At 52.3% G+C, this 22126-nt stretch carries 25 protein-coding genes and 1 pseudogene; 20 read left to right on the top strand and 6 right to left on the bottom strand.

Translation table 11 applies throughout. The features are described 5' to 3' along the window. Window positions 1-53: 53 nt before the first annotated feature. A complete protein-coding gene (locus OGY04_RS22490) occupies window positions 54-680 on the bottom strand; it encodes a lysoplasmalogenase (RefSeq protein WP_003827558.1) in 627 nt (208 codons plus the stop codon). 141 nt (window positions 681-821) lie between these two features. On the opposite strand from OGY04_RS22490, the gene OGY04_RS22485 reads away from it, so the two are divergent. From OGY04_RS22485 to OGY04_RS22470, 4 genes are all read left to right on the top strand, one after another. Then, complete coding sequence (locus OGY04_RS22485) at window positions 822-1181, top strand: DUF2500 domain-containing protein (RefSeq protein WP_286586043.1); 360 nt, start codon at window positions 822-824, stop codon at window positions 1179-1181. A 238-nt stretch (window positions 1182-1419) separates the two neighbouring features. After that, complete coding sequence (locus OGY04_RS22480; RefSeq protein ID WP_286586042.1) at window positions 1420-1899, top strand: Hcp family type VI secretion system effector; 480 nt, start codon at window positions 1420-1422, stop codon at window positions 1897-1899. A gap of 9 nt (window positions 1900-1908) precedes the next feature. Further along, on the top strand, window positions 1909-2787 hold the full coding sequence (locus OGY04_RS22475) for a hypothetical protein (RefSeq protein WP_286586041.1): 879 nt from the start codon (window positions 1909-1911) through the stop codon (window positions 2785-2787). A gap of 1 nt (window position 2788) precedes the next feature. Further along, window positions 2789-3292 carry a DUF1240 domain-containing protein gene (locus tag OGY04_RS22470; RefSeq protein ID WP_286586040.1) on the top strand — a complete coding sequence of 168 codons (504 nt, stop codon included), beginning with the start codon at window positions 2789-2791 and terminating at the stop codon, window positions 3290-3292. A gap of 57 nt (window positions 3293-3349) precedes the next feature. On the opposite strand, the gene OGY04_RS22465 is transcribed toward OGY04_RS22470, so the two are convergent. Both OGY04_RS22465 and rsmD read right to left on the bottom strand, forming a co-directional pair. Beyond that, on the bottom strand, window positions 3350-3625 hold the full coding sequence (locus tag OGY04_RS22465) for a DUF1145 family protein (protein ID WP_003023415.1): 276 nt from the start codon (window positions 3623-3625) through the stop codon (window positions 3350-3352). Further along, window positions 3615-4211: a 16S rRNA (guanine(966)-N(2))-methyltransferase gene (gene rsmD, locus OGY04_RS22460; protein ID WP_032945257.1), complete on the bottom strand. Its 597-nt coding sequence runs from the start codon at window positions 4209-4211 to the stop codon at window positions 3615-3617. Before rsmD ends, OGY04_RS22465 begins: the two co-directional genes overlap by 11 nt. A gap of 151 nt (window positions 4212-4362) precedes the next feature. Between rsmD and ftsY the strand changes: the two genes are divergently transcribed. The 5 genes from ftsY to OGY04_RS22435 all read left to right on the top strand — a co-directional run bounded on the left by ftsY (window position 4363) and on the right by OGY04_RS22435 (window position 10160). Then, complete coding sequence (gene ftsY, locus OGY04_RS22455; RefSeq protein ID WP_234691895.1) at window positions 4363-5889, top strand: signal recognition particle-docking protein FtsY; 1527 nt, start codon at window positions 4363-4365, stop codon at window positions 5887-5889. A gap of 2 nt (window positions 5890-5891) precedes the next feature. Then, a complete protein-coding gene (gene ftsE, locus OGY04_RS22450) occupies window positions 5892-6560 on the top strand; it encodes a cell division ATP-binding protein FtsE (RefSeq protein WP_003023420.1) in 669 nt (222 codons plus the stop codon). Next, entirely contained in the window at window positions 6553-7611 is a 1059-nt protein-coding gene (gene ftsX / locus OGY04_RS22445; protein WP_003837835.1) for a permease-like cell division protein FtsX, read from the top strand. The genes ftsE and ftsX overlap by 8 nt, the downstream gene beginning before the upstream one ends. A gap of 270 nt (window positions 7612-7881) precedes the next feature. Further along, window positions 7882-8736, top strand: a complete 855-nt coding sequence (gene rpoH / locus OGY04_RS22440) for an RNA polymerase sigma factor RpoH (RefSeq protein ID WP_003023425.1) — start codon at window positions 7882-7884, stop codon at window positions 8734-8736. Between the two features lie 320 nt (window positions 8737-9056). Continuing rightward, window positions 9057-10160, top strand: coding sequence for a branched-chain amino acid ABC transporter substrate-binding protein (locus OGY04_RS22435; protein ID WP_139157946.1), 1104 nt, complete (start codon window positions 9057-9059; stop codon window positions 10158-10160). An 83-nt stretch (window positions 10161-10243) separates the two neighbouring features. On the opposite strand, the pseudogene OGY04_RS23265 reads toward OGY04_RS22435, so the two are convergent. After that, window positions 10244-10371, bottom strand: a pseudogene (locus OGY04_RS23265) (hypothetical protein). Beyond that, a complete protein-coding gene (panM, locus tag OGY04_RS22430) occupies window positions 10356-10739 on the bottom strand; it encodes an aspartate 1-decarboxylase autocleavage activator PanM (RefSeq protein WP_003827573.1) in 384 nt (127 codons plus the stop codon). Before panM ends, OGY04_RS23265 begins: the two are co-directional and overlap by 16 nt. A 423-nt stretch (window positions 10740-11162) precedes the next feature. On the opposite strand from panM, the gene livK reads away from it, so the two are divergent. The 11 genes from livK (at window position 11163) to ugpQ (ending at window position 21628) form a co-directional block, all read left to right on the top strand. Beyond that, window positions 11163-12272 (top strand): high-affinity branched-chain amino acid ABC transporter substrate-binding protein LivK, encoded by a 1110-nt coding sequence (livK, locus tag OGY04_RS22425; protein ID WP_003023433.1) that lies wholly within the window; start codon window positions 11163-11165, stop codon window positions 12270-12272. Window positions 12273-12333: 61 nt separating this feature from the next. Then, a complete protein-coding gene (livH, locus tag OGY04_RS22420) occupies window positions 12334-13260 on the top strand; it encodes a high-affinity branched-chain amino acid ABC transporter permease LivH (protein ID WP_003827575.1) in 927 nt (308 codons plus the stop codon). After that, on the top strand, window positions 13257-14534 hold the full coding sequence (gene livM / locus OGY04_RS22415) for a branched chain amino acid ABC transporter permease LivM (RefSeq protein WP_032945254.1): 1278 nt from the start codon (window positions 13257-13259) through the stop codon (window positions 14532-14534). The genes livH and livM overlap by 4 nt, the downstream gene beginning before the upstream one ends. Further along, complete coding sequence (gene livG / locus OGY04_RS22410; RefSeq protein WP_003023438.1) at window positions 14531-15298, top strand: high-affinity branched-chain amino acid ABC transporter ATP-binding protein LivG; 768 nt, start codon at window positions 14531-14533, stop codon at window positions 15296-15298. Before livM ends, livG begins: the two co-directional genes overlap by 4 nt. 17 nt (window positions 15299-15315) lie before the next feature. Then, window positions 15316-16029, top strand: a complete 714-nt coding sequence (livF, locus tag OGY04_RS22405; protein ID WP_003827581.1) for a high-affinity branched-chain amino acid ABC transporter ATP-binding protein LivF — start codon at window positions 15316-15318, stop codon at window positions 16027-16029. A 101-nt stretch (window positions 16030-16130) separates the two neighbouring features. Continuing rightward, window positions 16131-16412 (top strand): hypothetical protein, encoded by a 282-nt coding sequence (locus tag OGY04_RS22400; protein ID WP_048215382.1) that lies wholly within the window; start codon window positions 16131-16133, stop codon window positions 16410-16412. Window positions 16413-16659: 247 nt separating this feature from the next. Beyond that, complete coding sequence (ugpB, locus tag OGY04_RS22395) at window positions 16660-17976, top strand: sn-glycerol-3-phosphate ABC transporter substrate-binding protein UgpB (RefSeq protein ID WP_003827583.1); 1317 nt, start codon at window positions 16660-16662, stop codon at window positions 17974-17976. A gap of 109 nt (window positions 17977-18085) precedes the next feature. Beyond that, the gene (ugpA, locus tag OGY04_RS22390; RefSeq protein WP_003837841.1) at window positions 18086-18973 is read left to right on the top strand and encodes a sn-glycerol-3-phosphate ABC transporter permease UgpA; all 888 of its coding nucleotides are present in this window, start codon (window positions 18086-18088) and stop codon (window positions 18971-18973) included. Beyond that, window positions 18970-19815, top strand: a complete 846-nt coding sequence (gene ugpE, locus OGY04_RS22385; RefSeq protein WP_003023450.1) for a sn-glycerol-3-phosphate ABC transporter permease UgpE — start codon at window positions 18970-18972, stop codon at window positions 19813-19815. The genes ugpA and ugpE overlap by 4 nt, the downstream gene beginning before the upstream one ends. A gap of 2 nt (window positions 19816-19817) precedes the next feature. After that, window positions 19818-20888 (top strand): sn-glycerol-3-phosphate import ATP-binding protein UgpC, encoded by a 1071-nt coding sequence (locus OGY04_RS22380; RefSeq protein ID WP_008786359.1) that lies wholly within the window; start codon window positions 19818-19820, stop codon window positions 20886-20888. Beyond that, complete coding sequence (ugpQ, locus tag OGY04_RS22375; protein WP_057067171.1) at window positions 20885-21628, top strand: glycerophosphodiester phosphodiesterase; 744 nt, start codon at window positions 20885-20887, stop codon at window positions 21626-21628. Before OGY04_RS22380 ends, ugpQ begins: the two co-directional genes overlap by 4 nt. Here the strand turns inward: ugpQ and OGY04_RS22370 are convergent. Then, entirely contained in the window at window positions 21625-22065 is a 441-nt protein-coding gene (locus tag OGY04_RS22370; RefSeq protein WP_048215386.1) for a DUF2756 family protein, read from the bottom strand. The genes ugpQ and OGY04_RS22370 overlap by 4 nt on opposite strands. Between the last annotated feature and the right edge of the window lie 61 nt (window positions 22066-22126).

Genomic DNA, 22126 nt, shown 5'->3' with positions numbered 1-22126 from the left:
ATTTCGTATTAACCGGAGGATACACTCTGGAGTCGACTCCAGAGTCAAGCGTTTTAAAGATACAACGAACGAACAATCAGGAAATGTCCGGCGAAGTAGCAGGCGGCGGCAATGGCGTTATCGGCGCGGAAGCGGCGACGGTAATGGCTACCCAGCCAGACAATGTTGCCGATGAACAGGAGGGATGCGCCCATAAATGCCGACAGCGCCGGGGCGGTCGGGCGGAAGAACCACAGCTCACCGGCCATCCAGACCATCATCAGCGTGATGCCGATAAAGGTGCAGATAGCGACACGCAGCTCTTCCAGACGCGTCCAGATCACGGCGATCAGCAACGCCCCCAGCACTACCAGCACCAACGGCAAAGGCCAGAAGAACGACAGCGTCATTTGGCTGGCGAAGTAAATGGTATACAGCAGATGCGACAGGAAGAATGCCCCCACGGCGTACAGCAGGCGTTGGCGCGGTAACAGCGTCAGCGCATCGCCCAGCAGCGAGGCAAGCAGGCCAGCCAGCACCAGATAGCTGATAGCGTTAAACATTGGCGCCTGCCAGGCCAGCAGCGCCAGCAGGAGTAACGTCAGGGGCTTAAAGACCCAGCGTTGCCAGGCAGGTCCACGATAGGAAGCATCCACGAACAACCATGCGGAAAGACAGACAGCGATAAACGACCAAAGCATCTTAGTTCCTTGAATTCGTTATTTTTTCGTAAGCGGGGTGCTCACGGCTCTACTGTCCAGTGTAGAGGTCGACACAGCCAGATGACAACACCATAACAGGCGATGTATGCTTATTTCCGCATTTTCTGATGGGTTAATAATATGAGCAAACCACCACTTTTTTTCATTGTTATCATTGTCTTAATCGTTATCGCTGCGTCGTTTCGCTTTGTTCAGCAGCGGCGAGAAAAAGCCGATAATGATACGGCGCCGCTGGTGCAAAAGCAGGTGGTGGTGAGTAACAAACGGGAAAAACCGCTAAACGATCGGCGATCCCGTCAGCAGGAAGTGAGCCCGGCAGGAACCAGCATGCGCTATGAAGCCAGCTTTAAGCCACAAAACGGGGGGATGGAGCAGACGTTTCGTCTGGATGCCCAGCAGTACCACGCGTTAACGGTCGGGGATAAAGGCACGCTGAGTTACAAAGGTTCGCGATTTGTTGATTTTACGCATGGGCAATAAAGCCGATCGGCACTGTATTTATCTTGCCAGTGCCGATAATAAATTCAACTGAAATATATAACACTATTCAAATATAGTTATTATCTATTCTTCTGTGAAAATAACGTTGGCATTATGTTTTTTTGTGTGACTAAAGTATCGATTGTATCACTATTCTGCTATCCGCCTTTCACTATCCTATTATTCCAACGTTGTCGCATGAATATAAATATGTAATTTAAATGGCTAAGGAATTGAAATGGCGAATACAATGTGGTTGACCTTGAATGGGCAGGCGCAGGGATTGATTTCTGCTGGTTGTGCATCGGTAAATTCGATAGGAAATAAATCACAAACGGCCCACCGTGATCAGATAATGGTCATGACAGTGAATCATGGCATGAGTCGGGTACAGAATGTGAACCATCAATGTTTGACGTTTATAAAGCCAGTAGATAAATCCTCACCGTTATTAGGGAAAGCCATAACTGACAATGAAACATTGAACTGTGAATTTAGCTTCTATCGCACGAGTCCTGCGGGTTTAAATGAGTGTTATTACGCGATAAAACTTATGAATGCCAGAATATCCAGCATCCATTTACAGGTGCCTCATACTATCGATGACAGTGCGGGTCAGCCAGAAGAAATCATTGAGCTTTCCTATGAGTCAATTACCTGGGATCACATTATGGCGGGAACCAGTGCATACAGCATTTGGGATGAGCGAATTTATTAAGGAGTAATGATGGAAAGGTATTATGACTGGATAGGGAATCACCGTGAAGATATTCTTAGAGGAAATAACCGGCAACGTAATCAGCGTATTGAGAACGAAATCAGAACGCTGAAAAATAATCTGAATAGCAATACACAACACATTATGCTGCTAACGCTTGAAGAGGCGCAGGGCGTGATTGATGATTTGCTGGGCAGCAAATCCGTCAGTTTTTCGACCAATTATGCAGGTAATATCAAAGATGCGGCTGATGCGACTAAAAAGCTGTCAAAGCTTTTTTCTTATCAGCAGGCCGGAAAGATTGTCTTCACTTTAAAAGGCCTTGGGATTAAAGCAACGCAATATGCTTATCAGGGAAAGCTGTATGTGAAGATTACGGGCTACCCTTCTCTGCGGCGCATTCTTAACGGAACCCGTTACCGGATTAACCATCCTAAGGTACTTGAGGTGGGTATTGGCAGCGCCGGGTTTCGAAATGGCATAATGTCAGGGGCCAGATTCTGCATCTGGTTTTCCGCATGCTGGCGGTTGATTGAGCTGGCCTTTAAATCAGAACATGACGTCGCCGCATTGCTGGGGAATGTCACGATGGATGTGGCGAAGGTGATTGTGAGTATTTTTGTCTCAAGATTATCAGGTAATGTTATTCGTTGGGGCGTCTCTCTTTTTGTAACGAGTGCGACTGTTCCAGTTTGGGGGGGAATTGTTGGTGCTGTTGCATTAGGTCTATTCATTGCCTGGTCTCTGAATGAAGTGGACAAAAAATATGAGCTATCAGACAAACTGATAGCGTGTATACGTGAGGGACTTAAAGAACGGCAAAGAATCGAAGAGTGGAACGCCCAACGCCTGGGATACAGAAACTCCCTTTACGGCGGAATTTATTGATATGAATATTAATCTGGAGAACATCAAGAAAAGATGTTGTTTGTTTCTTTTTATGCTTTTTGTGGGAGGGATTAGTTGGGGGTTTTATTATGCCAGTGTGCCAGACATTACCGATCTTATTGAATCCAGAAGCATTGTTTATTTTTTCTGGGGCTCATTTTCTCTGCTGCTGATGTTTCCGGTGGGTTTTTTCTTTGTTTTATGTATTGCCTACGTGACCTTTACGAAAAGCATGCAGCCGCCCAAATTCTTCGACAGGGCATTTACTATCGGTATCCACGTTGCGGGTGTAGGATTTGTTATTGGTAATATTTTCTCTTTTATTGTCATTTTTTATCCTCTTGGTACTAACTATGTTTTATGTGAGCGTCCAGGCCCGACGTCTGGCACCTATTACACCCGGACCGAAGAGATTTGCGAGCAGGTGAAACACCTGCGGAAAACAAGAGCCAGTAAAGATATTCCAAAACTGAAAGATCAACTGGACGGTATATTACCACCGTGATGGTGAGTTGCAGGCCCAGCCCGGCCCGCAACGTGCCGCCGGGCGAAAAGATCACAGCTACTTCTTCAACTGATCTTTAATCTTCTTCTGCCACACCAGTAGTTCAAAGACGCCGAACAGAAAAATACGGATTTTCTCTCCGTTGGTCATTTGCGGGCCATCTTTAGGCATGGTGCTTTTTAGCAGCGCCAGCTGCATGCCATGCATCAGCACCATAAATATCAGTGCGACGTTAACGAAGATGTTAAGCGGGCGTGGAAAGGGTTGGAAAATATTCAGTAGTAAAAATGCCCAGACGCACAGCATCAACAGGCGTCCCAGGTTAATCAGCATCGTGCTCTCCTTGTGCTTCACGTTGGTACAGGCGATAGGCGACCTGTCCGGCGACTTTCTCACGGTATAGCGACCAGTTCACCGGAACCGGCGGTAAGCCGTTTTCTACTTCGCTTTCAACGTAAATATACGCTTCATTTGCCAGCCAGCCATGAGTTTCCAGAAGAGTTAATGTTTCTTCCAGTAATCCTTTGCGAAACGGCGGGTCAACAAATACCACGTTATGCGGCGTACCTGCCTGAGCCAAAAATGTCAGCGTATTGGTATTGACGACGCGGGCATGGGAGGCTTTCAGCGTGGCGAGATTCTTTTGTAGCTGCTGAGATACCGCGCGATCCATCTCCAGAAGCGTCGCATTTGCCGCATAGCGAGAGAGGGCTTCCAGCCCCAGCGCACCGCTGCCGGCGAAGCAGTCCAGACAGTGAGCATCGACCATTACCGGGGCCAGCCAGTTAAACAACGTTTCGCGCACACGGTCGGTGGTCGGACGTAAGCCGGGGCTGTCCGGAACCGGGAGTTTACGGCCACGCCATTGCCCGCCAATAATGCGGATCTGGCCGCTACCAGAGTGATTCGGTTTTTTCATTTCTATTATTGCTCAATCCGCCTATAGCATGTCATTCCAGGCGGTGATGTGAGTTAAGTTAAGTGATAGACTATTTCATCATTTTTTTAGCTGCTATGTACATAGCGTTGACGCTGTGCCATGAAGCAACAGCGGGGGAGTGTAGTCGCAAATGGCGAAAGAGAAAAAACGTGGCTTTTTTTCCTGGCTGGGCTTTGGTCAAAAAGAGCAGGCACCGGAAAACGAGACAGAAGTAAAAAATGAAGAACAACAACCGGTTGCTGAAGAAACTACCGTCGTTGACGAACAACCGCACGTTGAGGAAACCCGTAGCGAGGCTGAAACGCAAGCCTTTGCAGCTGAAGTCGTTGAAGTAACTGAACAGGTTGCGGAAATCGAAAAACTGCAGCCGGAAGAAGAACCTGTCGCCGAACAAGCGCAGCCGGAGATTGAGCCGGTTGCTGAACCCGTTGCTGAAACTGTAGTGGAAACGCCAGCAGCGGTGGTTATTGAACGCGAAGAATTGCCGCTGCCGGAAGAGGTGAAAACTGAAGAAGTTTCTGCCGAAGAGTGGCAGGCCGAAGCGGAAACCGTGGAAATCGTTGAGGCGGCTGAAGAAGAAGCTGAAAACGAACCGCAGCTGACCGACGAAGAGCTGGAAGCACAGGCGCTGGCCGCTGAGGCTGCTGAAGAAGCGGTTATGGTGGTGCCGGTAGAAGAACCTGCTGTAGAAGAACCGGTAGAAGAAGAGGCGGTCCAGGAGCAGGAAAAACCAACCAAAGAAGGTTTCTTTGCGCGCCTGAAACGCAGCCTGCTGAAAACAAAAGAAAACCTCGGTTCCGGATTTATCAGTCTGTTCCGTGGTAAAAAAATCGACGATGATCTGTTTGAAGAGCTGGAAGAGCAGCTGCTGATCGCTGATGTGGGTGTAGAAACGACCCGCAAGATCATTGCGAATCTGACGGAAGGCGCCAGCCGTAAGCAGCTTAAAGATGCGGAAGCGCTGTACGGTCTGTTGAAAGAAGAGATGGGCGAGATTCTGGCGAAGGTTGACGAACCGCTGAACGTTGATGGCAAAACACCATTTGTTATCTTAATGGTTGGCGTCAACGGCGTGGGCAAAACCACCACTATTGGTAAGCTGGCGCGTCAGTTTGAGCAGCAGGGTAAATCGGTAATGCTGGCGGCAGGTGATACTTTCCGTGCGGCGGCGGTAGAACAGCTGCAGGTTTGGGGTCAGCGTAACAACATCCCGGTGATTGCTCAGCATACTGGCGCGGATTCCGCGTCCGTTATCTTTGATGCCATCCAGGCGGCGAAGGCGCGTAACGTAGACGTGCTGATCGCTGATACCGCAGGGCGTTTGCAGAATAAATCGCACCTGATGGAAGAATTGAAAAAAATCGTTCGCGTCATGAAGAAGCTGGACGAAGATGCGCCGCATGAAGTTATGCTGACTATCGACGCCAGCACCGGGCAGAATGCGATAAGCCAGGCCAAACTGTTCCATGAAGCGGTGGGCTTAACCGGTATCACCCTGACCAAGCTGGACGGTACGGCGAAGGGCGGGGTTATCTTCTCGGTTGCCGATCAATTTGGCATCCCTATCCGCTATATCGGTGTGGGCGAACGTATCGAGGATTTACGTCCGTTTAAAGCGGACGATTTTATAGAGGCACTTTTTGCCCGAGAGGATTAACAATGATTCGCTTTGAACATGTCAGCAAGGCCTATCTCGGTGGGAGACAAGCGCTGCAGGGAGTGACTTTCCATATGCAGCCTGGCGAGATGGCGTTTCTGACCGGCCACTCCGGCGCGGGGAAAAGTACCCTGCTGAAGCTGATTTGTGGAATTGAACGGCCCAGCGCCGGGAAAATCTACTTTAGCGGGCATGACATCAGCCGTTTGAAAAACCGTGAAGTGCCGTTTCTGCGTCGCCAGATTGGCATGATTTTTCAGGATCACCACCTGTTGATGGACAGAACCGTGTTTGACAATGTGGCAATCCCGCTGATCATCGCGGGTGCCAGCGGGGACGATATTCGTCGTCGCGTGTCTGCAGCGCTGGATAAGGTCGGGCTGTTGGACAAAGCGAAAAACTTCCCGATTCAGCTCTCCGGCGGTGAACAACAACGCGTCGGCATCGCCCGCGCGGTGGTGAACAAACCTGCGGTACTGCTGGCGGATGAACCAACGGGGAACCTGGATGACGCGCTGTCAGAAGGGATCCTTCGCCTGTTCGAAGAGTTTAACCGCGTCGGGGTCACGGTATTAATGGCCACGCACGATATTGGCCTGATCTCCCGTCGCTCCTATCGCCAAATGGTTCTGAGCGATGGACATCTGCATGGAGGCCTGGCGCATGAATAGACGTGACGCTATTAACCAAATCAAACAGTTCGGTGGCCGACTGGATCGCTTTCGTAAATCGGGCGGTGCGCCGGGTGACGGCGGTCGCAACGCGCCAAAGCGTGCGAAAGCCGCGCCAAAGCCGAACTCGCGTAAAACTAATGTCTTTAACGAGCAGGTACGTTATGCGTTTCAGGGCGCATTACAGGACCTGAAAAGCAAGCCGTTGGCGACGTTTCTGACGGTGATGGTCATTGCCATCTCCCTGACGCTGCCAAGCGTGTGTTACATGGTTTATAAGAACGTAAACCATGCGGCAAGCCAGTATTATCCGTCTCCGCAGATCACCGTTTACCTGCAAAAAACGCTGGATGATGATGCGGCGGCGCGGGTGGTTGGTCAGTTGCAGGCCGAGCAGGGCGTGGAGAAAGTGAATTATCTTTCTCGTGACGACGCGCTGGGTGAATTCCGCAACTGGTCTGGCTTTGGCGGCGCGCTGGATATGCTGGAAGAGAACCCGCTTCCGGCCGTGGCGGTTGTTATCCCGAAACTGGACTTCCAGGGTACGGAGTCGCTGAACACGCTGCGTGACCGCATCGCACAAATCAACGGTATTGATGAAGTGCGAATGGATGACAGCTGGTTCGCTCGCCTGGCGGCGCTGACGGGCCTTGTCGGGCGCGTTTCCGCGATGATTGGCGTGCTGATGGTGGCGGCGGTCTTCCTCGTCATCGGTAACAGCGTGCGGCTGAGTATTTTTGCGCGTCGCGATACCATTAACGTGCAAAAACTGATTGGCGCGACGGATGGATTTATCCTGCGTCCGTTCCTCTACGGCGGTGCACTGCTCGGTTTTTCCGGTGCATTTCTTTCACTGATTTTGTCAGAAATTTTGGTGATGCGTCTGTCGTCAGCGGTGACTGAGGTGGCACAGGTATTTGGAACCAAGTTTGATATCAATGGATTATCATTCGATGAGTGCCTGTTATTGCTGCTGGTGTGCTCAATGATTGGCTGGGTGGCAGCCTGGCTTGCCACGGTTCAACATTTACGCCACTTTACCCCCGATTAAAAAATCTCTGGTATAATCTTTCCCTGCACTGAGTAGTTCGCTCTGCAGGGAAAGAGTCCCTGTGATCTCTTCCCGGCGTATTCATTGTGATGTCACATTTTGTGCGTAATCTATACACATTACGACATGGAACTTGTGGATAAAATCACTGTCTGATAAAAGATTGAATGATATTCTCGTTGCTCATAAGCTCTGGCATGGTTGTTGCTACTGGTTTTTGTTAATTAGTTTTTAGCCAATGCGCCAGATGAAAAGATTGAGAGGATTTGAATGACCAAAGAAATGCAAAATTTAGCTTTAGCCCCTGTTGGTAACCTGGAATCTTACATCCGGGCTGCGAACGCGTGGCCGATGTTGTCGGCTGACGAGGAGCGGGCACTGGCTGAAAAGCTGCATTACCAGGGCGATCTGGAAGCAGCTAAAACGCTGATCCTGTCTCACCTGCGCTTTGTTGTTCATGTTGCTCGTAATTATGCGGGCTATGGCCTGCCGCAGGCGGATCTGATTCAGGAAGGTAATATCGGCCTGATGAAAGCTGTGCGCCGTTTCAACCCGGAAGTGGGTGTGCGCCTGGTTTCCTTCGCCGTGCATTGGATCAAAGCTGAGATCCACGAATACGTTCTGCGTAACTGGCGTATCGTTAAAGTTGCGACCACCAAAGCACAGCGTAAGCTGTTCTTTAACCTGCGTAAAACCAAGCAGCGTCTGGGCTGGTTTAACCAGGACGAAGTTGAAATGGTTGCTCGCGAGCTGGGTGTTTCCAGCAAAGACGTGCGCGAAATGGAATCCCGTATGGCGGCACAGGACATGACGTTTGACATGTCTTCAGATGATGAGTCTGACAGCCAGCCGATGGCCCCGGTGCTGTATCTGCAGGATAAATCTTCTAACTTTGCCGACGGCATTGAAGAAGATAACTGGGAAGATCAGGCCGCGAACAAACTGACCCACGCAATGGAAGGTCTGGACGAGCGTAGCCAGGACATTATTCGTGCCCGTTGGCTGGACGAAGACAACAAGTCGACGTTGCAGGAACTGGCCGATCGCTACGGCGTTTCCGCTGAACGTGTTCGTCAGCTTGAAAAGAACGCCATGAAAAAACTGCGCGCGGCGATCGAAGCGTAATCTTCGCGCATTGCCAATGAACCCTCGAATGTGAATTCGGGGGTTTTGTTTTTTGTAGGCCGGATAAGGCGTTTACGCTGCCATCCGGCAACACCTTTGCCCGATGGCGCTTTGCTTATCGGGCCTACGACCTTTCCTCCCCTCCCCAGATACGAATTTGTTATCTGGATGTAAATTTAGCTATTCCAAAATAATAAAAATCGGGTATGTTTTAGCAGAGTATGCTGCTAAAGCACGGGTGGCTATCCAATAATCGAAATAAAGTGCTGAACAACAACATCACAACACACGTAATAACCACAATAATGGGGATTGTCAGGATGAATATGAAGGGTAAAGCGTTATTGGCAGGATGTATCGCCCTGTCTTTGAGCAATATGGCGTTTGCTAAGGATATTAAAGTTGCCGTCGTCGGCGCGATGTCCGGTCCGGTAGCGCAGTATGGCGATCAGGAATTTACTGGCGCAGAGCAGGCGATTGCAGATATCAACGCCAAAGGCGGCGTGAAAGGCGACAAACTGGTCATGGTGAAATATGACGATGCCTGTGACCCGAAACAAGCGGTAGCGGTAGCTAACAAAGTGGTCAACGACGGGATTAAATATGTTATCGGCCACCTGTGCTCGTCTTCCACTCAGCCTGCGTCAGATATCTATGAAGACGAAGGCATTCTGATGATCACCCCAGCGGCAACGGCGCCGGAGCTGACCGCGCGCGGCTATAACCTGGTGATGCGTACCACCGGTCTGGATTCCGATCAGGGACCAACCGCTGCCAAATATATCGTTGAAAAAGTGAAGCCGAAGCGCATTGCGATCGTTCACGATAAACAACAGTACGGTGAAGGCCTGGCGCGTTCCGTGCAGGACAACCTCAAGAAAGCCAACGCTGACGTGGTGTTCTTCGACGGGATCACCGCCGGTGAAAAAGACTTCTCGACGCTGGTAGCGCGCCTGAAGAAAGAGAATATCGATTTCGTTTACTACGGTGGTTATCACCCGGAAATGGGGCAGATCCTGCGTCAGTCTCGTGCCGCAGGTCTGAAAACCCAGTTTATGGGACCAGAAGGGGTAGCGAACGTGTCGCTGTCTAACATCGCGGGTGAGTCTGCAGAAGGCTTACTGGTAACGAAACCGAAGAACTACGATCAGGTTCCGGCGAACAAACCGATCGTGGACGCGATAAAAGCCAAGAAACAGGATCCGAGCGGTGCATTCGTATGGACCACTTACGCCGCGCTGCAATCCTTGCAGGCCGGTCTGAACCAGTCTGACGATCCGGCTGAAATTGCCAAATACCTGAAAGCAAACTCAGTGGAAACCGTAATGGGGCCGCTGTCATGGGATGCGAAGGGCGATCTGAAAGGCTTCGAATTCGGCGTGTTTGACTGGCATGCAAACGGGACGGCGACCGACGCCAAATAATTTTCCAGGTGCCTTTCGCGCTGCAAATGCGTTGGCTACGTTATTCAACCCCGGTCACTTACTTATGTAAGCTCCCGGGGACTTCATAACTTGCCGCCTTCCTGCAACGTGAAATTCTTGGAAAATTGCGAGGTGGTTTTTTATTTTTTGCTCCCAGCATGTAGGCCGGATAAGCGTCAGCGCCATCCGGCTTTTTTATCTTTTTTCCCAGCCATTCTCCTGGGCTGTAAACCCTAACGCCTGCATAAACGCGGCCATCACGCTGCGGTCTTCAACGCCGACGTCGGCCATCCACCATGAACTCACGTCAGGGTTTTCCCGGATGACTTCTTCGATCAAATACTGCCCGACGCCGCGACGGCGGGTGATATCGCGTACGCGCAATGAATCTAATGCACCTTGCGTGCCGCTCAGGGTTACGCGAACTGCGCCTAACAGACGCTCGTTAAAGCGTGCGGCGTAGATCCGGTGCGTTTCATCTACGCTTAACGATGAGGCGGAATATTCCGGCCAGATTTTGCCCAGATCAATCTGGTCCTGGTCGCTAAAGTTATCTAAACGAACGATGGTCAGCTTCATTAACAGCATGTCCAAATCACAAAAGATGGAATGAGTGTACCGAAATAATTCGCCCGGATGCTTTCTCTTTTTTATGTGAATAACCAGATTAATAATTTTGTAACAACGGTAATGACAGTTTGAAACCGTAGAGATTGAAAAACAGGCAGAATAATACCCTGGAATGCAGCATTTTATTCGGCTCTTTGTGCCGTTATTTTATGCTGACAAACGTGCTTTTTTTTGTTTATCTATAGTGAAAAGCAGAATATTATCTTTTCTTAATCGACTGAAAAATAGAGATTTTAGCCTGATTTTGCTTAAAAAACTGCGCTAAACCATTAATGAGACTGGTAAAAATAGTGCAGTTCAAAAAAAGCACAGACTGCTTTTTAACCACATAAATACAAAATATTAATTACGTCACGAATGGGGATTCAGGTAATGAAACGGAATGCGAAAACAATCATCGCAGGGGTGATAGCACTGGCAATGTCACACGCGGTCATGGCGGAAGATATCAAGGTCGCTGTTGTCGGCGCGATGTCAGGTCCGGTCGCGCAGTGGGGCGATATGGAATTTAATGGCGCACGTCAGGCCATTAAAGATATCAATGCCAAAGGCGGGGTCAAAGGCGACAAACTGGTCGCTGTGGAATATGACGATGCCTGCGATCCGAAACAGGCCGTTGCGGTAGCGAACAAAATCGTCAATGACGGCATTCAGTACGTTATTGGACATCTGTGCTCATCTTCCACGCAGCCCGCATCAGATATCTATGAAGATGAAGGCATTCTGATGATTTCTCCGGGTGCCACAAACCCGGAACTGACCCAGCGCGGTTACGCTCACATTATGCGTACAGCGGGCCTGGACTCCTCTCAGGGGCCGACCGCCGCGAAATACATTCTGGAGAAGGTGAAGCCACAGCGTATCGCCATCATTCACGATAAACAGCAATACGGTGAAGGTCTGGCGCGTTCGGTGCAGGACAGCCTGAAAGCGGGCAAAGCCAACATCGTTTTCTTTGACGGTATCACCGCCGGGGAAAAAGATTTTTCTGCGCTGATCGCTCGCCTGAAAAAAGAAAATATCGACTTTGTTTATTACGGCGGTTACTACCCGGAAATGGGGCAAATGCTGCGCCAGGCGCGTTCCGTCGGACTGAAAACCCAGTTTATGGGACCTGAGGGCGTCGGCAATGCGTCGCTGTCTAACATCGCCGGTGATGCTGCTGAAGGCATGCTGGTAACCATGCCAAAACGCTATGACCAGGATCCGGCGAATAAGGCTATCGTCGATGCGCTCAAAGCTGACAAGAAAGATCCAACCGGACCATACGTGTGGATCACTTATGCAGCCGTCCAGTCATTGGCGACAGCAATGGATCGCAGCGGTAGTAAAGAGCCGCTGGACCTGGTGAAAGATCTGAAAGCACACGGGGCTGATACCGTGATTGGGCCGCTGAAATGGGATGAAAAAGGCGATTTGAAGGGATTTGAGTTTGGTGTCTTCCAGTGGCATGCAGACGGTTCTTCGACCGTCGCGAAGTAATACCTGAAGACGAGTTATCCCACCGCCCGTGCAAAACGGGCGGGTTTAAAAAGGTTACCTTATGTCCGAGCAGTTCCTCTATTTCTTGCAGCAGATGTTTAACGGCGTCACGCTGGGAAGCACCTACGCGCTGATCGCCATCGGTTACACGATGGTGTACGGCATTATCGGCATGATCAACTTCGCCCACGGCGAGGTGTATATGATCGGCAGCTATGTCTCCTTTATGATCATCGCAGCGCTAATGATGATGGGCATCGATTCCAGCTGGCTACTGGTCGCGGCGGGCTTCGTCGGCGCGATTGTCATTGCCAGCGCCTACGGCTGGAGCATTGAACGCGTGGCGTATCGGCCCGTGCGCAGCTCCAAGCGCCTGATCGCGCTGATTTCCGCTATCGGGATGTCCATCTTCCTGCAAAACTACGTCAGCCTGACGGAAGGTTCGCGCGACGTGGCGCTGCCCAGCCTGTTTAATGGCCAGTGGACTGTAGGCAGTAGCGATAACTTCTCTGCTTCCATCACCACCATGCAGTTGGTTATCTGGATCGTAACCTTCCTGGCGATGCTGGCGCTGACGCTGTTTATCCGTTACTCCCGTATGGGCCGCGCCTGCCGTGCCTGTGCCGAAGACCTGAAGATGGCCAGCCTGCTCGGCATTAACACCGATCGCGTGATTGCGTTGACCTTTGTGATTGGTGCGGCAATGGCGGCGGTAGCGGGCGTGCTGCTCGGTCAGTTCTATGGCGTAATTAACCCATACATCGGCTTTATGGCCGGGATGAAGGCCTTTACCGCGGCGGTACTGGGCGGCATCGGCAGCATTCCAGGGGCGATGATCGGCGGCCTGATTCTGGGCGTTGCGGAAGCGCTCTCCTCTGCTTATCTGAGTACCGAATACAAAGACGTCGTTTCATTCGCGCTGCTGATTCTGGTGCTGCTGGTGATGCCGACCGGTATTCTGGGTCGCCCGGAGGTAGAGAAAGTATGAAACCGATGCATTTTGCAATGGCGCTGCTCTCTGCCGCTATGTTCTTCGTCCTGGCGGGCGTCTTTATGGGCGTTCAGTTAGAGCTGGACGGTACCAAGCTGGTGGTCGATACCGCCGCGGATATCCGCTGGCAGTGGGTGTTTATCGGCACTGGCGTGGTCTTTCTTTTCCAACTGCTGCGTCCAGCCTTCCAGAAAGGCCTGAAGAGCGTCTCCGGACCGAAATTTATTCTGCCGGCGATTGACGGATCCACCGTTAAACAGAAGCTGTTCCTGGTGGCGCTGCTGGTGATTGCCGTGGCGTGGCCATTTATGGTGTCACGCGGTACGGTGGATATCGCCACGCTGACGATGATTTATATCATCCTCGGCCTCGGCTTAAACGTGGTGGTAGGGCTTTCGGGCCTGCTGGTGCTGGGCTACGGCGGCTTCTATGCCATCGGCGCTTACACCTTCGCGCTGCTGAACCACTATTACGGACTCGGCTTCTGGACTTGTCTGCCGCTGGCGGGACTGGTTTCCGCTGCTGCGGGCTTCCTGCTCGGCTTCCCGGTACTGCGCCTGCGCGGTGATTATCTGGCGATTGTGACCTTAGGCTTCGGCGAAATCGTCCGCATCCTGCTGCTCAACAACACCGAAATAACCGGCGGTCCAAACGGTATTAGCCAGATCCCGAAACCGACCTTTTTCGGTCTGGAGTTCAGCCGTACCGCCCGTGAAGGCGGCTGGGATACCTTCAGCAACTTCTTTAACGTCAAGTACGATCCGTCTGACCGCGTCATTTTCCTCTATCTGGTGGCGCTGCTGCTGGTGGTCTTCTCGCTGTTTGTTATTAACCGTTTGCTGCGTATGCCGCTGGGTCGTGCGTGGGAAGCGCTGCGTGAAGATGAAATTGCCTGTCGCTCGCTGGGCTTAAACCCTACGCGCATCAAGCTGACAGCCTTTACCATCAGCGCCGCGTTTGCCGGTTTTGCCGGTACGCTGTTTGCCGCGCGGCAGGGCTTCGTCAGCCCGGAATCCTTCACCTTTGCCGAGTCGGCCTTTGTGTTGGCGATTGTGGTACTGGGCGGAATGGGCTCGCAGTTTGCGGTGATCCTCGCAGCTATCCTGCTGGTGGTGTCACGCGAACTGATGCGTGATTTCAATGAATACAGCATGTTAATGCTGGGTGGTTTGATGGTACTGATGATGATCTGGCGTCCGCAGGGCTTGTTGCCGATGACCCGTCCACAGTTGAAGCTGAAAAACGGGGAAGCAAAAGGAGAGCAGGCATGAGTCAGCCATTATTATCCGTTAACGGCCTGATGATGCGCTTCGGCGGTCTGCTGGCGGTAAACAACGTTGAACTGGAACTGCGACCGCAGGAGATCGTTTCGTTAATCGGCCCGAACGGTGCGGGGAAAACCACGGTCTTTAACTGTCTGACCGGTTTTTATAAGCCGACCGGCGGGACGATTAAGCTGCGTGACCAGCACCTGGAAGGGCTGCCGGGTCAGCAAATCGCGCGTATGGGCGTGGTACGTACTTTCCAGCACGTGCGTCTGTTTCGCGAAATGACGGTGATTGAAAACCTGCTGGTGGCGCAACATCAGCAACTGAAAACCGGCGTCTTCTCCGGCCTGTTGAAAACCCCGTCGTTCCGTCGCGCGCAGAGTGAAGCGTTGGATCGCGCCGCCACCTGGCTGGAGCGTATTGGCTTGCTGGAGCATGCCAACCGTCAGGCCAGTAACCTGGCCTATGGCGACCAGCGTCGTCTGGAAATTGCGCGCTGCATGGTGACCCAGCCGGAAATCCTGATGCTCGACGAACCCGCTGCTGGACTCAACCCGAAAGAGACCAAAGAGCTGGACGAGCTGATTGCTGAACTGCGTAACCATCACAACACCACCATTTTGTTGATTGAGCACGACATGAAGCTGGTGATGGGGATTTCTGACCGTATTTACGTGGTGAACCAGGGCACGCCGCTGGCGAATGGGACGCCGGAACAGATTCGTAATAACCCGGATGTTATCCGCGCCTATTTAGGTGAAGCATAATGGGGGCGAGTATTACTATGGATAAGGCGATGTTATCGTTCGACAAAGTCAACGCCCACTACGGCAAGATACAGGCGCTGCACGACGTCAGCTTGTATATCAACCAGGGTGAAATCGTTACTCTGATTGGTGCTAACGGCGCGGGAAAAACCACGCTGCTCGGCACATTGTGTGGCGACCCGCGAGCGACCAGCGGGCGAATCGTCTTTGATGGTAAAGACATTACCGACTGGCAGACGGCGAAAATCATGCGCGAAGCGGTAGCGATTGTGCCGGAAGGGCGTCGCGTGTTTTCCCGCATGACGGTGGAAGAGAACCTGGCGATGGGCGGCTTCTTTGCCGAAAAGGACCAGTTTCAGGAACGCATCAAATGGGTGTATGACCTGTTTCCCCGTCTGCATGAGCGTCGTATTCAACGTGCGGGAACGATGTCCGGCGGTGAACAGCAGATGCTGGCGATAGGCCGCGCGCTGATGAGCCAGCCGAGGCTGCTGCTGCTTGATGAACCGTCGCTGGGTCTGGCGCCGATTATCATCCAGCAGATTTTTAATACTATCGAACAACTGCGCGAGCAGGGGATGACCATCTTCCTCGTCGAACAGAACGCCAACCAGGCGCTGAAGCTCGCCGATCGCGGCTACGTGCTGGAAAACGGTCATGTGGTGCTGGAAGACACCGGTGATGCGTTACTGGCTAACGAAGCGGTGCGTAGCGCGTATCTGGGCGGTTAATCATTATCTGAATAGACAAGGGGCCCGCTGTGGCCCCTTTTTATTGCTCTATGTTATTATTGAGAATAGTTATCAATAATAAAAATGAACATGGAGAAAGGATGATTCGTTCAGGTACCTGCATGATGATTGGCAGTTTGTTTTTGACGCTTTCATTAACTACCCTGGCCTCAACACCGCCAGCGTTTGACCCGCGCGATCCCGCTATCTGGGAAGAGAAACCGGACAACCCGTTAGCGCAATCCGACTCGCCCTGCGAAGTGTTTACCAGCTCGGTATGCCCAGGCTGGGATGATGATAAATCGGATATCCAACGTGAACGTGAGCGGCGAGAGCAGCAGCGTTTACAGAATGAATATGAGCGACGCTGGCGTCGGGATTAATCTTCCTTGCTGGAGCAGCAGATAACGCCATCCAGGCCGGAGAAGGTATAGCGATATCCGGCTTTGTTGTGCACCACCCCGCATTTTCCTGTCACTACGCTTTCACCGCCTTGCCATCTGTTTGTCGCCTTACTATCTTTTTTTTGTAATAAAAAAGTTATTTTTCTGTCATTCGAGCATGTCATGTTACCCCCGCGAGCATAAAACGCGTGATATCGCGCATCCGGCACAACAAGAGAGATAACCGATGATATCGTTACGACATACAGCTTTAGGACTGGCACTTAGCCTGGCATTTGCAGGTCAGGCACTGGCGGTCACCACTATCCCGTTCTGGCACTCAATGGAAGGCGAACTGGGTAAAGAAGTTGATTCACTGGCGCAACGTTTTAATGCAGCCAATCCCGACTACAAAATTGTTCCGCAGTACAAAGGTAACTACGAGCAGAGCCTGAGTGCAGGAATTGCCGCTTTCCGTACCGGAAACGCGCCTGCGCTGCTGCAGGTTTATGAAGTGGGTACGGCAACCATGATGGCCTCAAAAGCCATTAAACCGGTCTATGAAGTATTCAAAGAGGCTGGCATTAACTTCGATGAGTCTCAGTTCGTACCGACCGTTTCCGGTTACTACACCGACTCTAAAAGCGGACACTTGCTCTCCCAGCCGTTTAACAGCTCCACTCCGGTGCTGTACTACAACAAAGATGCCTTCAAAAAAGCCGGTTTAGACCCGGAGCAGCCGCCGAAAACCTGGCAGGATCTGGCGGAGTACACCGCGAAGCTGAAAGCCGCAGGCATGAAGTGCGGTTACGCCAGCGGCTGGCAGGGATGGATTCAGATTGAAAACTTCAGCGCCTGGAACGGTCTGCCGGTAGCAACCAAAAACAATGGCTTTGACGGTACCGACGCGGTGCTGGAGTTCAATAAACCGGAACAGGTGAAACACATCGCTCTGCTGGAAGAGTTGAACAAAAAAGGTGATTTCAGCTACTTCGGGCGTAAGGACGAATCCACTGAGAAGTTCTACAACGGGGATTGTGCCATTACCACCGCCTCTTCCGGTTCGCTGGCCGACATCCGCCACTACGCTAAATTCAATTATGGCGTCGGGATGATGCCGTACGATGCCGATGTGAAGGGCGCGCCGCAGAATGCGATTATCGGTGGGGCCAGCCTGTGGGTGATGCAGGGTAAAGACAAAGCAACCTACGAAGGCGTGGCGCAGTTCCTCAACTTCCTGGCGAAGCCTGAAATTGCTGCTGAATGGCACCAGAAGACCGGCTATCTACCGATCACCACCGCTGCCTACGACCTGACCCGTGAACAGGGCTTCTATGAGAAGAACCCTGGGGCTGATATCGCCACCCGCCAGATGCTGAACAAGCCGCCGTTGCCGTTCACCAAAGGGCTGCGTTTGGGCAATATGCCGCAGATCCGCACTATTGTGGATGAAGAGCTGGAAAGCGTCTGGACTGGGAAGAAAACCCCGCAGCAGGCACTGGATGCCGCCGTTGAGCGTGGCAATCAGTTACTGCGCCGCTTTGAGCAATCGACCAAGTCTTAAGTGTATAAGTGCCTGATGGCGTTGCGCTTATCCGGCCTACAAGTTCGTAGTTTGTAGGCCGGGTAAGGTGCTTGCACCGCCATCCGGCACCTTCCAGGAAAGAACCTACATGTCTTCATCCCGTCCGGTATTCCGCTCGCGTTGGCTTCCCTATTTGTTGGTGGCTCCGCAGCTGGTTATCACCGTTATTTTCTTTATCTGGCCCGCCGGTGAAGCGCTGTGGTACTCGCTACAATCCGTTGATCCGTTTGGTCTTTCCAGCCAGTTTGTCGGACTGGAAAACTTTGTCGCGCTGTTTCATGACCCGTACTACCTCGACTCATTTTGGACCACCATTAAGTTCAGTACGTTAGTCACGGTAAGTGGTCTGCTGGTGTCGTTATTTTTTGCGGCGCTGGTGAATTACGTGGTGCGCGGCAGCCGTTTTTACCAGACGCTGATGCTGTTGCCATACGCCGTCGCGCCTGCCGTCGCCGCCGTATTGTGGATCTTCCTGTTTAACCCAGGACGTGGGCTGATTACCCATTTTCTCGGTGAGTTTGGCTATGACTGGAACCATGCGCAAAACAGCGGTCAGGCGATGTTCCTGGTGGTGTTTGCATCGGTCTGGAAGCAGATTAGTTACAACTTCCTGTTCTTCTTTGCCGCACTGCAGTCTATCCCGCGATCGCTGATCGAAGCTGCTGCGATTGATGGCGCAGGGCCGGTTCGCCGCTTCTTTAAGCTGGCGCTGCCGTTGATAGCCCCGGTCAGCTTCTTTCTGCTGGTGGTGAATCTGGTTTATGCCTTCTTTGATACCTTCCCGGTTATTGATGCCGCCACGGCGGGTGGGCCGGTGCAGGCGACGACCACGCTGATTTATAAGATCTACCGTGAAGGGTTTGTCGGGTTGGATCTGGCTTCTTCCGCCGCACAATCGGTGGTGCTGATGTTCCTGGTCATTATTTTGACGGTGGTGCAGTTCCGCTATGTGGAAAGTAAGGTGCGTTACCAATGATTGAGAACCGTCGTGGGCTGACAATATTCAGCCATGCCATGTTGATTATGGGGATCATGGTGATCCTGTTTCCGCTGTACGTCGCGTTTGTCGCGGCGACGCTGGACAACAAAGCGGTGTTTGAAACGCCGATGACGCTGGTTCCCGGCACGCAGTTGCTGGAGAACATGAAATACATCTGGGTCAACGGTGTGGGCGTCAACAGCGCGCCGTTCTGGTTGATGATGCTTAACAGCTTCATCATGGCGTTCAGTATTACGGTAGGGAAAATCACCGTCTCCATGCTCTCCGCATTCGCCATCGTCTGGTTCCGTTTTCCGCTGCGCAACCTGTTCTTCTGGATGATTTTTATCACCCTGATGCTGCCGGTTGAGGTGCGAATCTTCCCCACCGTGGAGGTTATCGCCAACCTGAAAATGCTCGACAGCTATGCGGGTCTGACGCTGCCGTTGATGGCATCGGCTACTGCGACCTTCCTGTTCCGACAGTTCTTTATGACCCTGCCGGATGAGCTGGTTGAGGCGGCGCGTATTGACGGTGCGTCACCGATGCGTTTTTTCCGCGATATCGTACTACCACTGTCAAAAACCAATCTGGCGGCGCTGTTCGTTATCACCTTTATCTACGGCTGGAACCAGTATTTGTGGCCGTTGTTAATTATTACCGACGTCAATTTGGGCACTGCGGTGGCGGGTATCAAAGGCATGATCGCCACCGGTGAAGGCACCACGCAGTGGAACCAGGTAATGGCAGCCATGCTGCTGACGCTTATCCCTCCGGTAATCATCGTGTTAGCCATGCAGCGTGCCTTCGTACGCGGTCTGGTCGATAGTGAGAAATAAAAATGGCTGGTTTAAAACTACAGGCAGTAACCAAAAGCTGGGACGGCAAAACCCAGGTAATTAAACCGCTGACGCTGGACGTCGCGGACGGGGAATTTATCGTGATGGTTGGCCCATCCGGCTGCGGAAAGTCTACGCTGCTGCGGATGGTGGCCGGGCTGGAGCGGGTGAGCGGTGGCGATATCTGGATTGATAATAAACGCGTCACCGAGATGGAGCCGAAGGATCGCGGCATTGCGATGGTCTTTCAAAACTACGCGCTCTACCCGCATATGAGCGTGGAAGAAAACATGGCCTGGGGGCTGAAAATCCGCGGGATGGGCAAGGAGCACATTGCTGAACGGGTAAATGAGGCGGCGCGTATTCTCGAGCTGGGTGAGCTGCTCAAACGTCGTCCGCGCGAACTTTCTGGCGGTCAGCGCCAGCGCGTAGCGATGGGGCGAGCGATTGTGCGTGACCCAGCGGTATTCCTGTTCGATGAGCCGCTTTCTAACCTCGATGCCAAGCTGCGCGTGCAGATGCGTCTGGAGTTACAACATCTGCATCGCCGCCTGAAAACCACTTCGCTATACGTGACGCACGACCAGGTTGAAGCGATGACCCTTGCCCAACGGGTGATGGTGATGAACAAAGGCATTGCCGAGCAGATAGGTACACCGGTTGAGGTGTATGAAAAGCCTGCCAGCCGCTTTGTGGCGAGTTTTATCGGCAGCCCGGCGATGAACCTGCTGGACGGGTGCATCAGTACCTCGGGCACCCATTTTGAACTGGAGGGCGGCATGACGCTACCCATCGGCAGAAGCGCGAGAGAGTCTATTGGGCGTAAAATGACGTTGGGTATCCGCCCAGAGCATATTGCGCTAAGCTCGCAGGCCGAAGGCGGCGTGCCGTTGGTTGTTGATACACTGGAAATGCTGGGCGCAGATAACCTGGCACACGGACGCTGGGGCGAGCAAAAGCTGGTGGTGCGACTGGCGCATCAGCATCGCCCAACGGCAGGCAGCACGCTGTGGCTGCATCTGCCGGAAAATCATCTGCATCTTTTTGATGGCGAAACAGGACAACGCGTATGAGTAACTGGCCTTACCCCCATATTGTCGCCCATCGTGGCGGCGGTAAGCTGGCCCCGGAAAACACCCTGGCGGCGATCGACGTGGGGGCGCGATACGGGCATACCATGATCGAGTTTGACGCTAAATTGTCGAAAGACGGTGAGATCTTCTTACTGCATGATGACAACCTGGAGCGAACCAGCAACGGCTGGGGCGTGGCAGGCGAGCTGAACTGGCAGGATTTATTGCGCGTGGACGCCGGCGGCTGGTTTAGCGGTGAGTTTAAAGGTGAACCGCTGCCGCTGCTCTCGCAAGTGGCCGAGCGCTGCCGTCAGCACGGTATGATGGCGAATATTGAAATTAAACCCACAACCGGCACCGGAACGTTAACTGGCAAAGTCGTGGCGCTGGCCGCGCGGGAGCTGTGGGCGGGAATGACGCCGCCACTATTGTCATCCTTTGAAATTGATGCACTTGAAGCGGCGCAGCTGGCGGTACCTGAACTGCCGAGAGGCTTGCTGCTTGATGAATGGCGCGAGGACTGGCGCGAGCTGACCACGCGGCTTGGCTGCGTCTCTATTCATCTTAATCACAAACTGCTGGATGAAGCGCGTGTGGATGCGCTGCGTGATGCGGGGCTACGTATTCTGGTATATACCGTCAACCGACCCCAGCGCGCGGCGGAACTGCTGCGCTGGGGCGTGGACTGCATCTGTACCGATGCCATTGATACGATTGGTCCGGATTTCCAACCTTTTTAAGGCCCAATCGTTTTTAACGGAACGTTAGGCTGCGGCGTGCTGGAGGGCTTCAGCATGTCGCCGTTCTTTTTCTCTGACAGCATATGTTGCTTATTCAGAGAGCTGTCCGGGTTACGGGTTCCACTCAACATCCCACCGTTGCTGTTGGGCAGCATTTGCTGCTGGCTGGGATTCAACTCGCCTGGCTGAGACTGAAGGACCCGCTGGGAGTTGGTGTTAATTTGGTTTTCCAGATGCTGTTGCTGCATACGCGTCTGCGTTTGCAACTGTTGGTTGAGCATCCCTTTCTGCTGAATTTGCTGCGTTTGCATTTGGGTTTGCATACGCTGCTGACTCGGGATCTGATAACCGGGTTGGTTCGGGTTATTCATGGTGTTGATGGGCTGTGCAAAGCCTGCAAACGGCAACAGCATGGCTAAAAGTAAGAGTCGTTTCATCGCTTTTCTCCTCTCGGGGATCTCTTAAGTTTACTCCTTTCTCGCCGTTACGATGATTATT

Source organism: Citrobacter sp. Cpo091 (genome assembly GCF_030332645.1).
Classification (GTDB): Bacteria; Pseudomonadota; Gammaproteobacteria; order Enterobacterales; family Enterobacteriaceae; genus Citrobacter; species Citrobacter portucalensis.
This window is presented reverse-complemented; position numbering and strand designations above follow the sequence as displayed.

What these genes read in the sequence shown, in the direction of transcription:
- OGY04_RS22490 (WP_003827558.1), bottom strand. Translation starts at nt 680, where the DNA reads ATGCTTTGGTCGTTTATCGCTGTCTGTCTTTCCGCATGGTTGTTCGTG.
- OGY04_RS22485 (WP_286586043.1), top strand. Translation starts at nt 822, where the DNA reads ATGAGCAAACCACCACTTTTTTTCATTGTTATCATTGTCTTAATCGTT.
- OGY04_RS22480 (WP_286586042.1), top strand. Translation starts at nt 1,420, where the DNA reads ATGGCGAATACAATGTGGTTGACCTTGAATGGGCAGGCGCAGGGATTG.
- OGY04_RS22475 (WP_286586041.1), top strand. Translation starts at nt 1,909, where the DNA reads ATGGAAAGGTATTATGACTGGATAGGGAATCACCGTGAAGATATTCTT.
- OGY04_RS22470 (WP_286586040.1), top strand. Translation starts at nt 2,789, where the DNA reads ATGAATATTAATCTGGAGAACATCAAGAAAAGATGTTGTTTGTTTCTT.
- OGY04_RS22465 (WP_003023415.1), bottom strand. Translation starts at nt 3,625, where the DNA reads ATGCTGATTAACCTGGGACGCCTGTTGATGCTGTGCGTCTGGGCATTT.
- rsmD (WP_032945257.1), bottom strand. Translation starts at nt 4,211, where the DNA reads ATGAAAAAACCGAATCACTCTGGTAGCGGCCAGATCCGCATTATTGGC.
- ftsY (WP_234691895.1), top strand. Translation starts at nt 4,363, where the DNA reads ATGGCGAAAGAGAAAAAACGTGGCTTTTTTTCCTGGCTGGGCTTTGGT.
- ftsE (WP_003023420.1), top strand. Translation starts at nt 5,892, where the DNA reads ATGATTCGCTTTGAACATGTCAGCAAGGCCTATCTCGGTGGGAGACAA.
- ftsX (WP_003837835.1), top strand. Translation starts at nt 6,553, where the DNA reads ATGAATAGACGTGACGCTATTAACCAAATCAAACAGTTCGGTGGCCGA.
- rpoH (WP_003023425.1), top strand. Translation starts at nt 7,882, where the DNA reads ATGACCAAAGAAATGCAAAATTTAGCTTTAGCCCCTGTTGGTAACCTG.
- OGY04_RS22435 (WP_139157946.1), top strand. Translation starts at nt 9,057, where the DNA reads ATGAATATGAAGGGTAAAGCGTTATTGGCAGGATGTATCGCCCTGTCT.
- panM (WP_003827573.1), bottom strand. Translation starts at nt 10,739, where the DNA reads ATGAAGCTGACCATCGTTCGTTTAGATAACTTTAGCGACCAGGACCAG.
- livK (WP_003023433.1), top strand. Translation starts at nt 11,163, where the DNA reads ATGAAACGGAATGCGAAAACAATCATCGCAGGGGTGATAGCACTGGCA.
- livH (WP_003827575.1), top strand. Translation starts at nt 12,334, where the DNA reads ATGTCCGAGCAGTTCCTCTATTTCTTGCAGCAGATGTTTAACGGCGTC.
- livM (WP_032945254.1), top strand. Translation starts at nt 13,257, where the DNA reads ATGAAACCGATGCATTTTGCAATGGCGCTGCTCTCTGCCGCTATGTTC.
- livG (WP_003023438.1), top strand. Translation starts at nt 14,531, where the DNA reads ATGAGTCAGCCATTATTATCCGTTAACGGCCTGATGATGCGCTTCGGC.
- livF (WP_003827581.1), top strand. Translation starts at nt 15,316, where the DNA reads ATGGATAAGGCGATGTTATCGTTCGACAAAGTCAACGCCCACTACGGC.
- OGY04_RS22400 (WP_048215382.1), top strand. Translation starts at nt 16,131, where the DNA reads ATGATTCGTTCAGGTACCTGCATGATGATTGGCAGTTTGTTTTTGACG.
- ugpB (WP_003827583.1), top strand. Translation starts at nt 16,660, where the DNA reads ATGATATCGTTACGACATACAGCTTTAGGACTGGCACTTAGCCTGGCA.
- ugpA (WP_003837841.1), top strand. Translation starts at nt 18,086, where the DNA reads ATGTCTTCATCCCGTCCGGTATTCCGCTCGCGTTGGCTTCCCTATTTG.
- ugpE (WP_003023450.1), top strand. Translation starts at nt 18,970, where the DNA reads ATGATTGAGAACCGTCGTGGGCTGACAATATTCAGCCATGCCATGTTG.
- OGY04_RS22380 (WP_008786359.1), top strand. Translation starts at nt 19,818, where the DNA reads ATGGCTGGTTTAAAACTACAGGCAGTAACCAAAAGCTGGGACGGCAAA.
- ugpQ (WP_057067171.1), top strand. Translation starts at nt 20,885, where the DNA reads ATGAGTAACTGGCCTTACCCCCATATTGTCGCCCATCGTGGCGGCGGT.
- OGY04_RS22370 (WP_048215386.1), bottom strand. Translation starts at nt 22,065, where the DNA reads ATGAAACGACTCTTACTTTTAGCCATGCTGTTGCCGTTTGCAGGCTTT.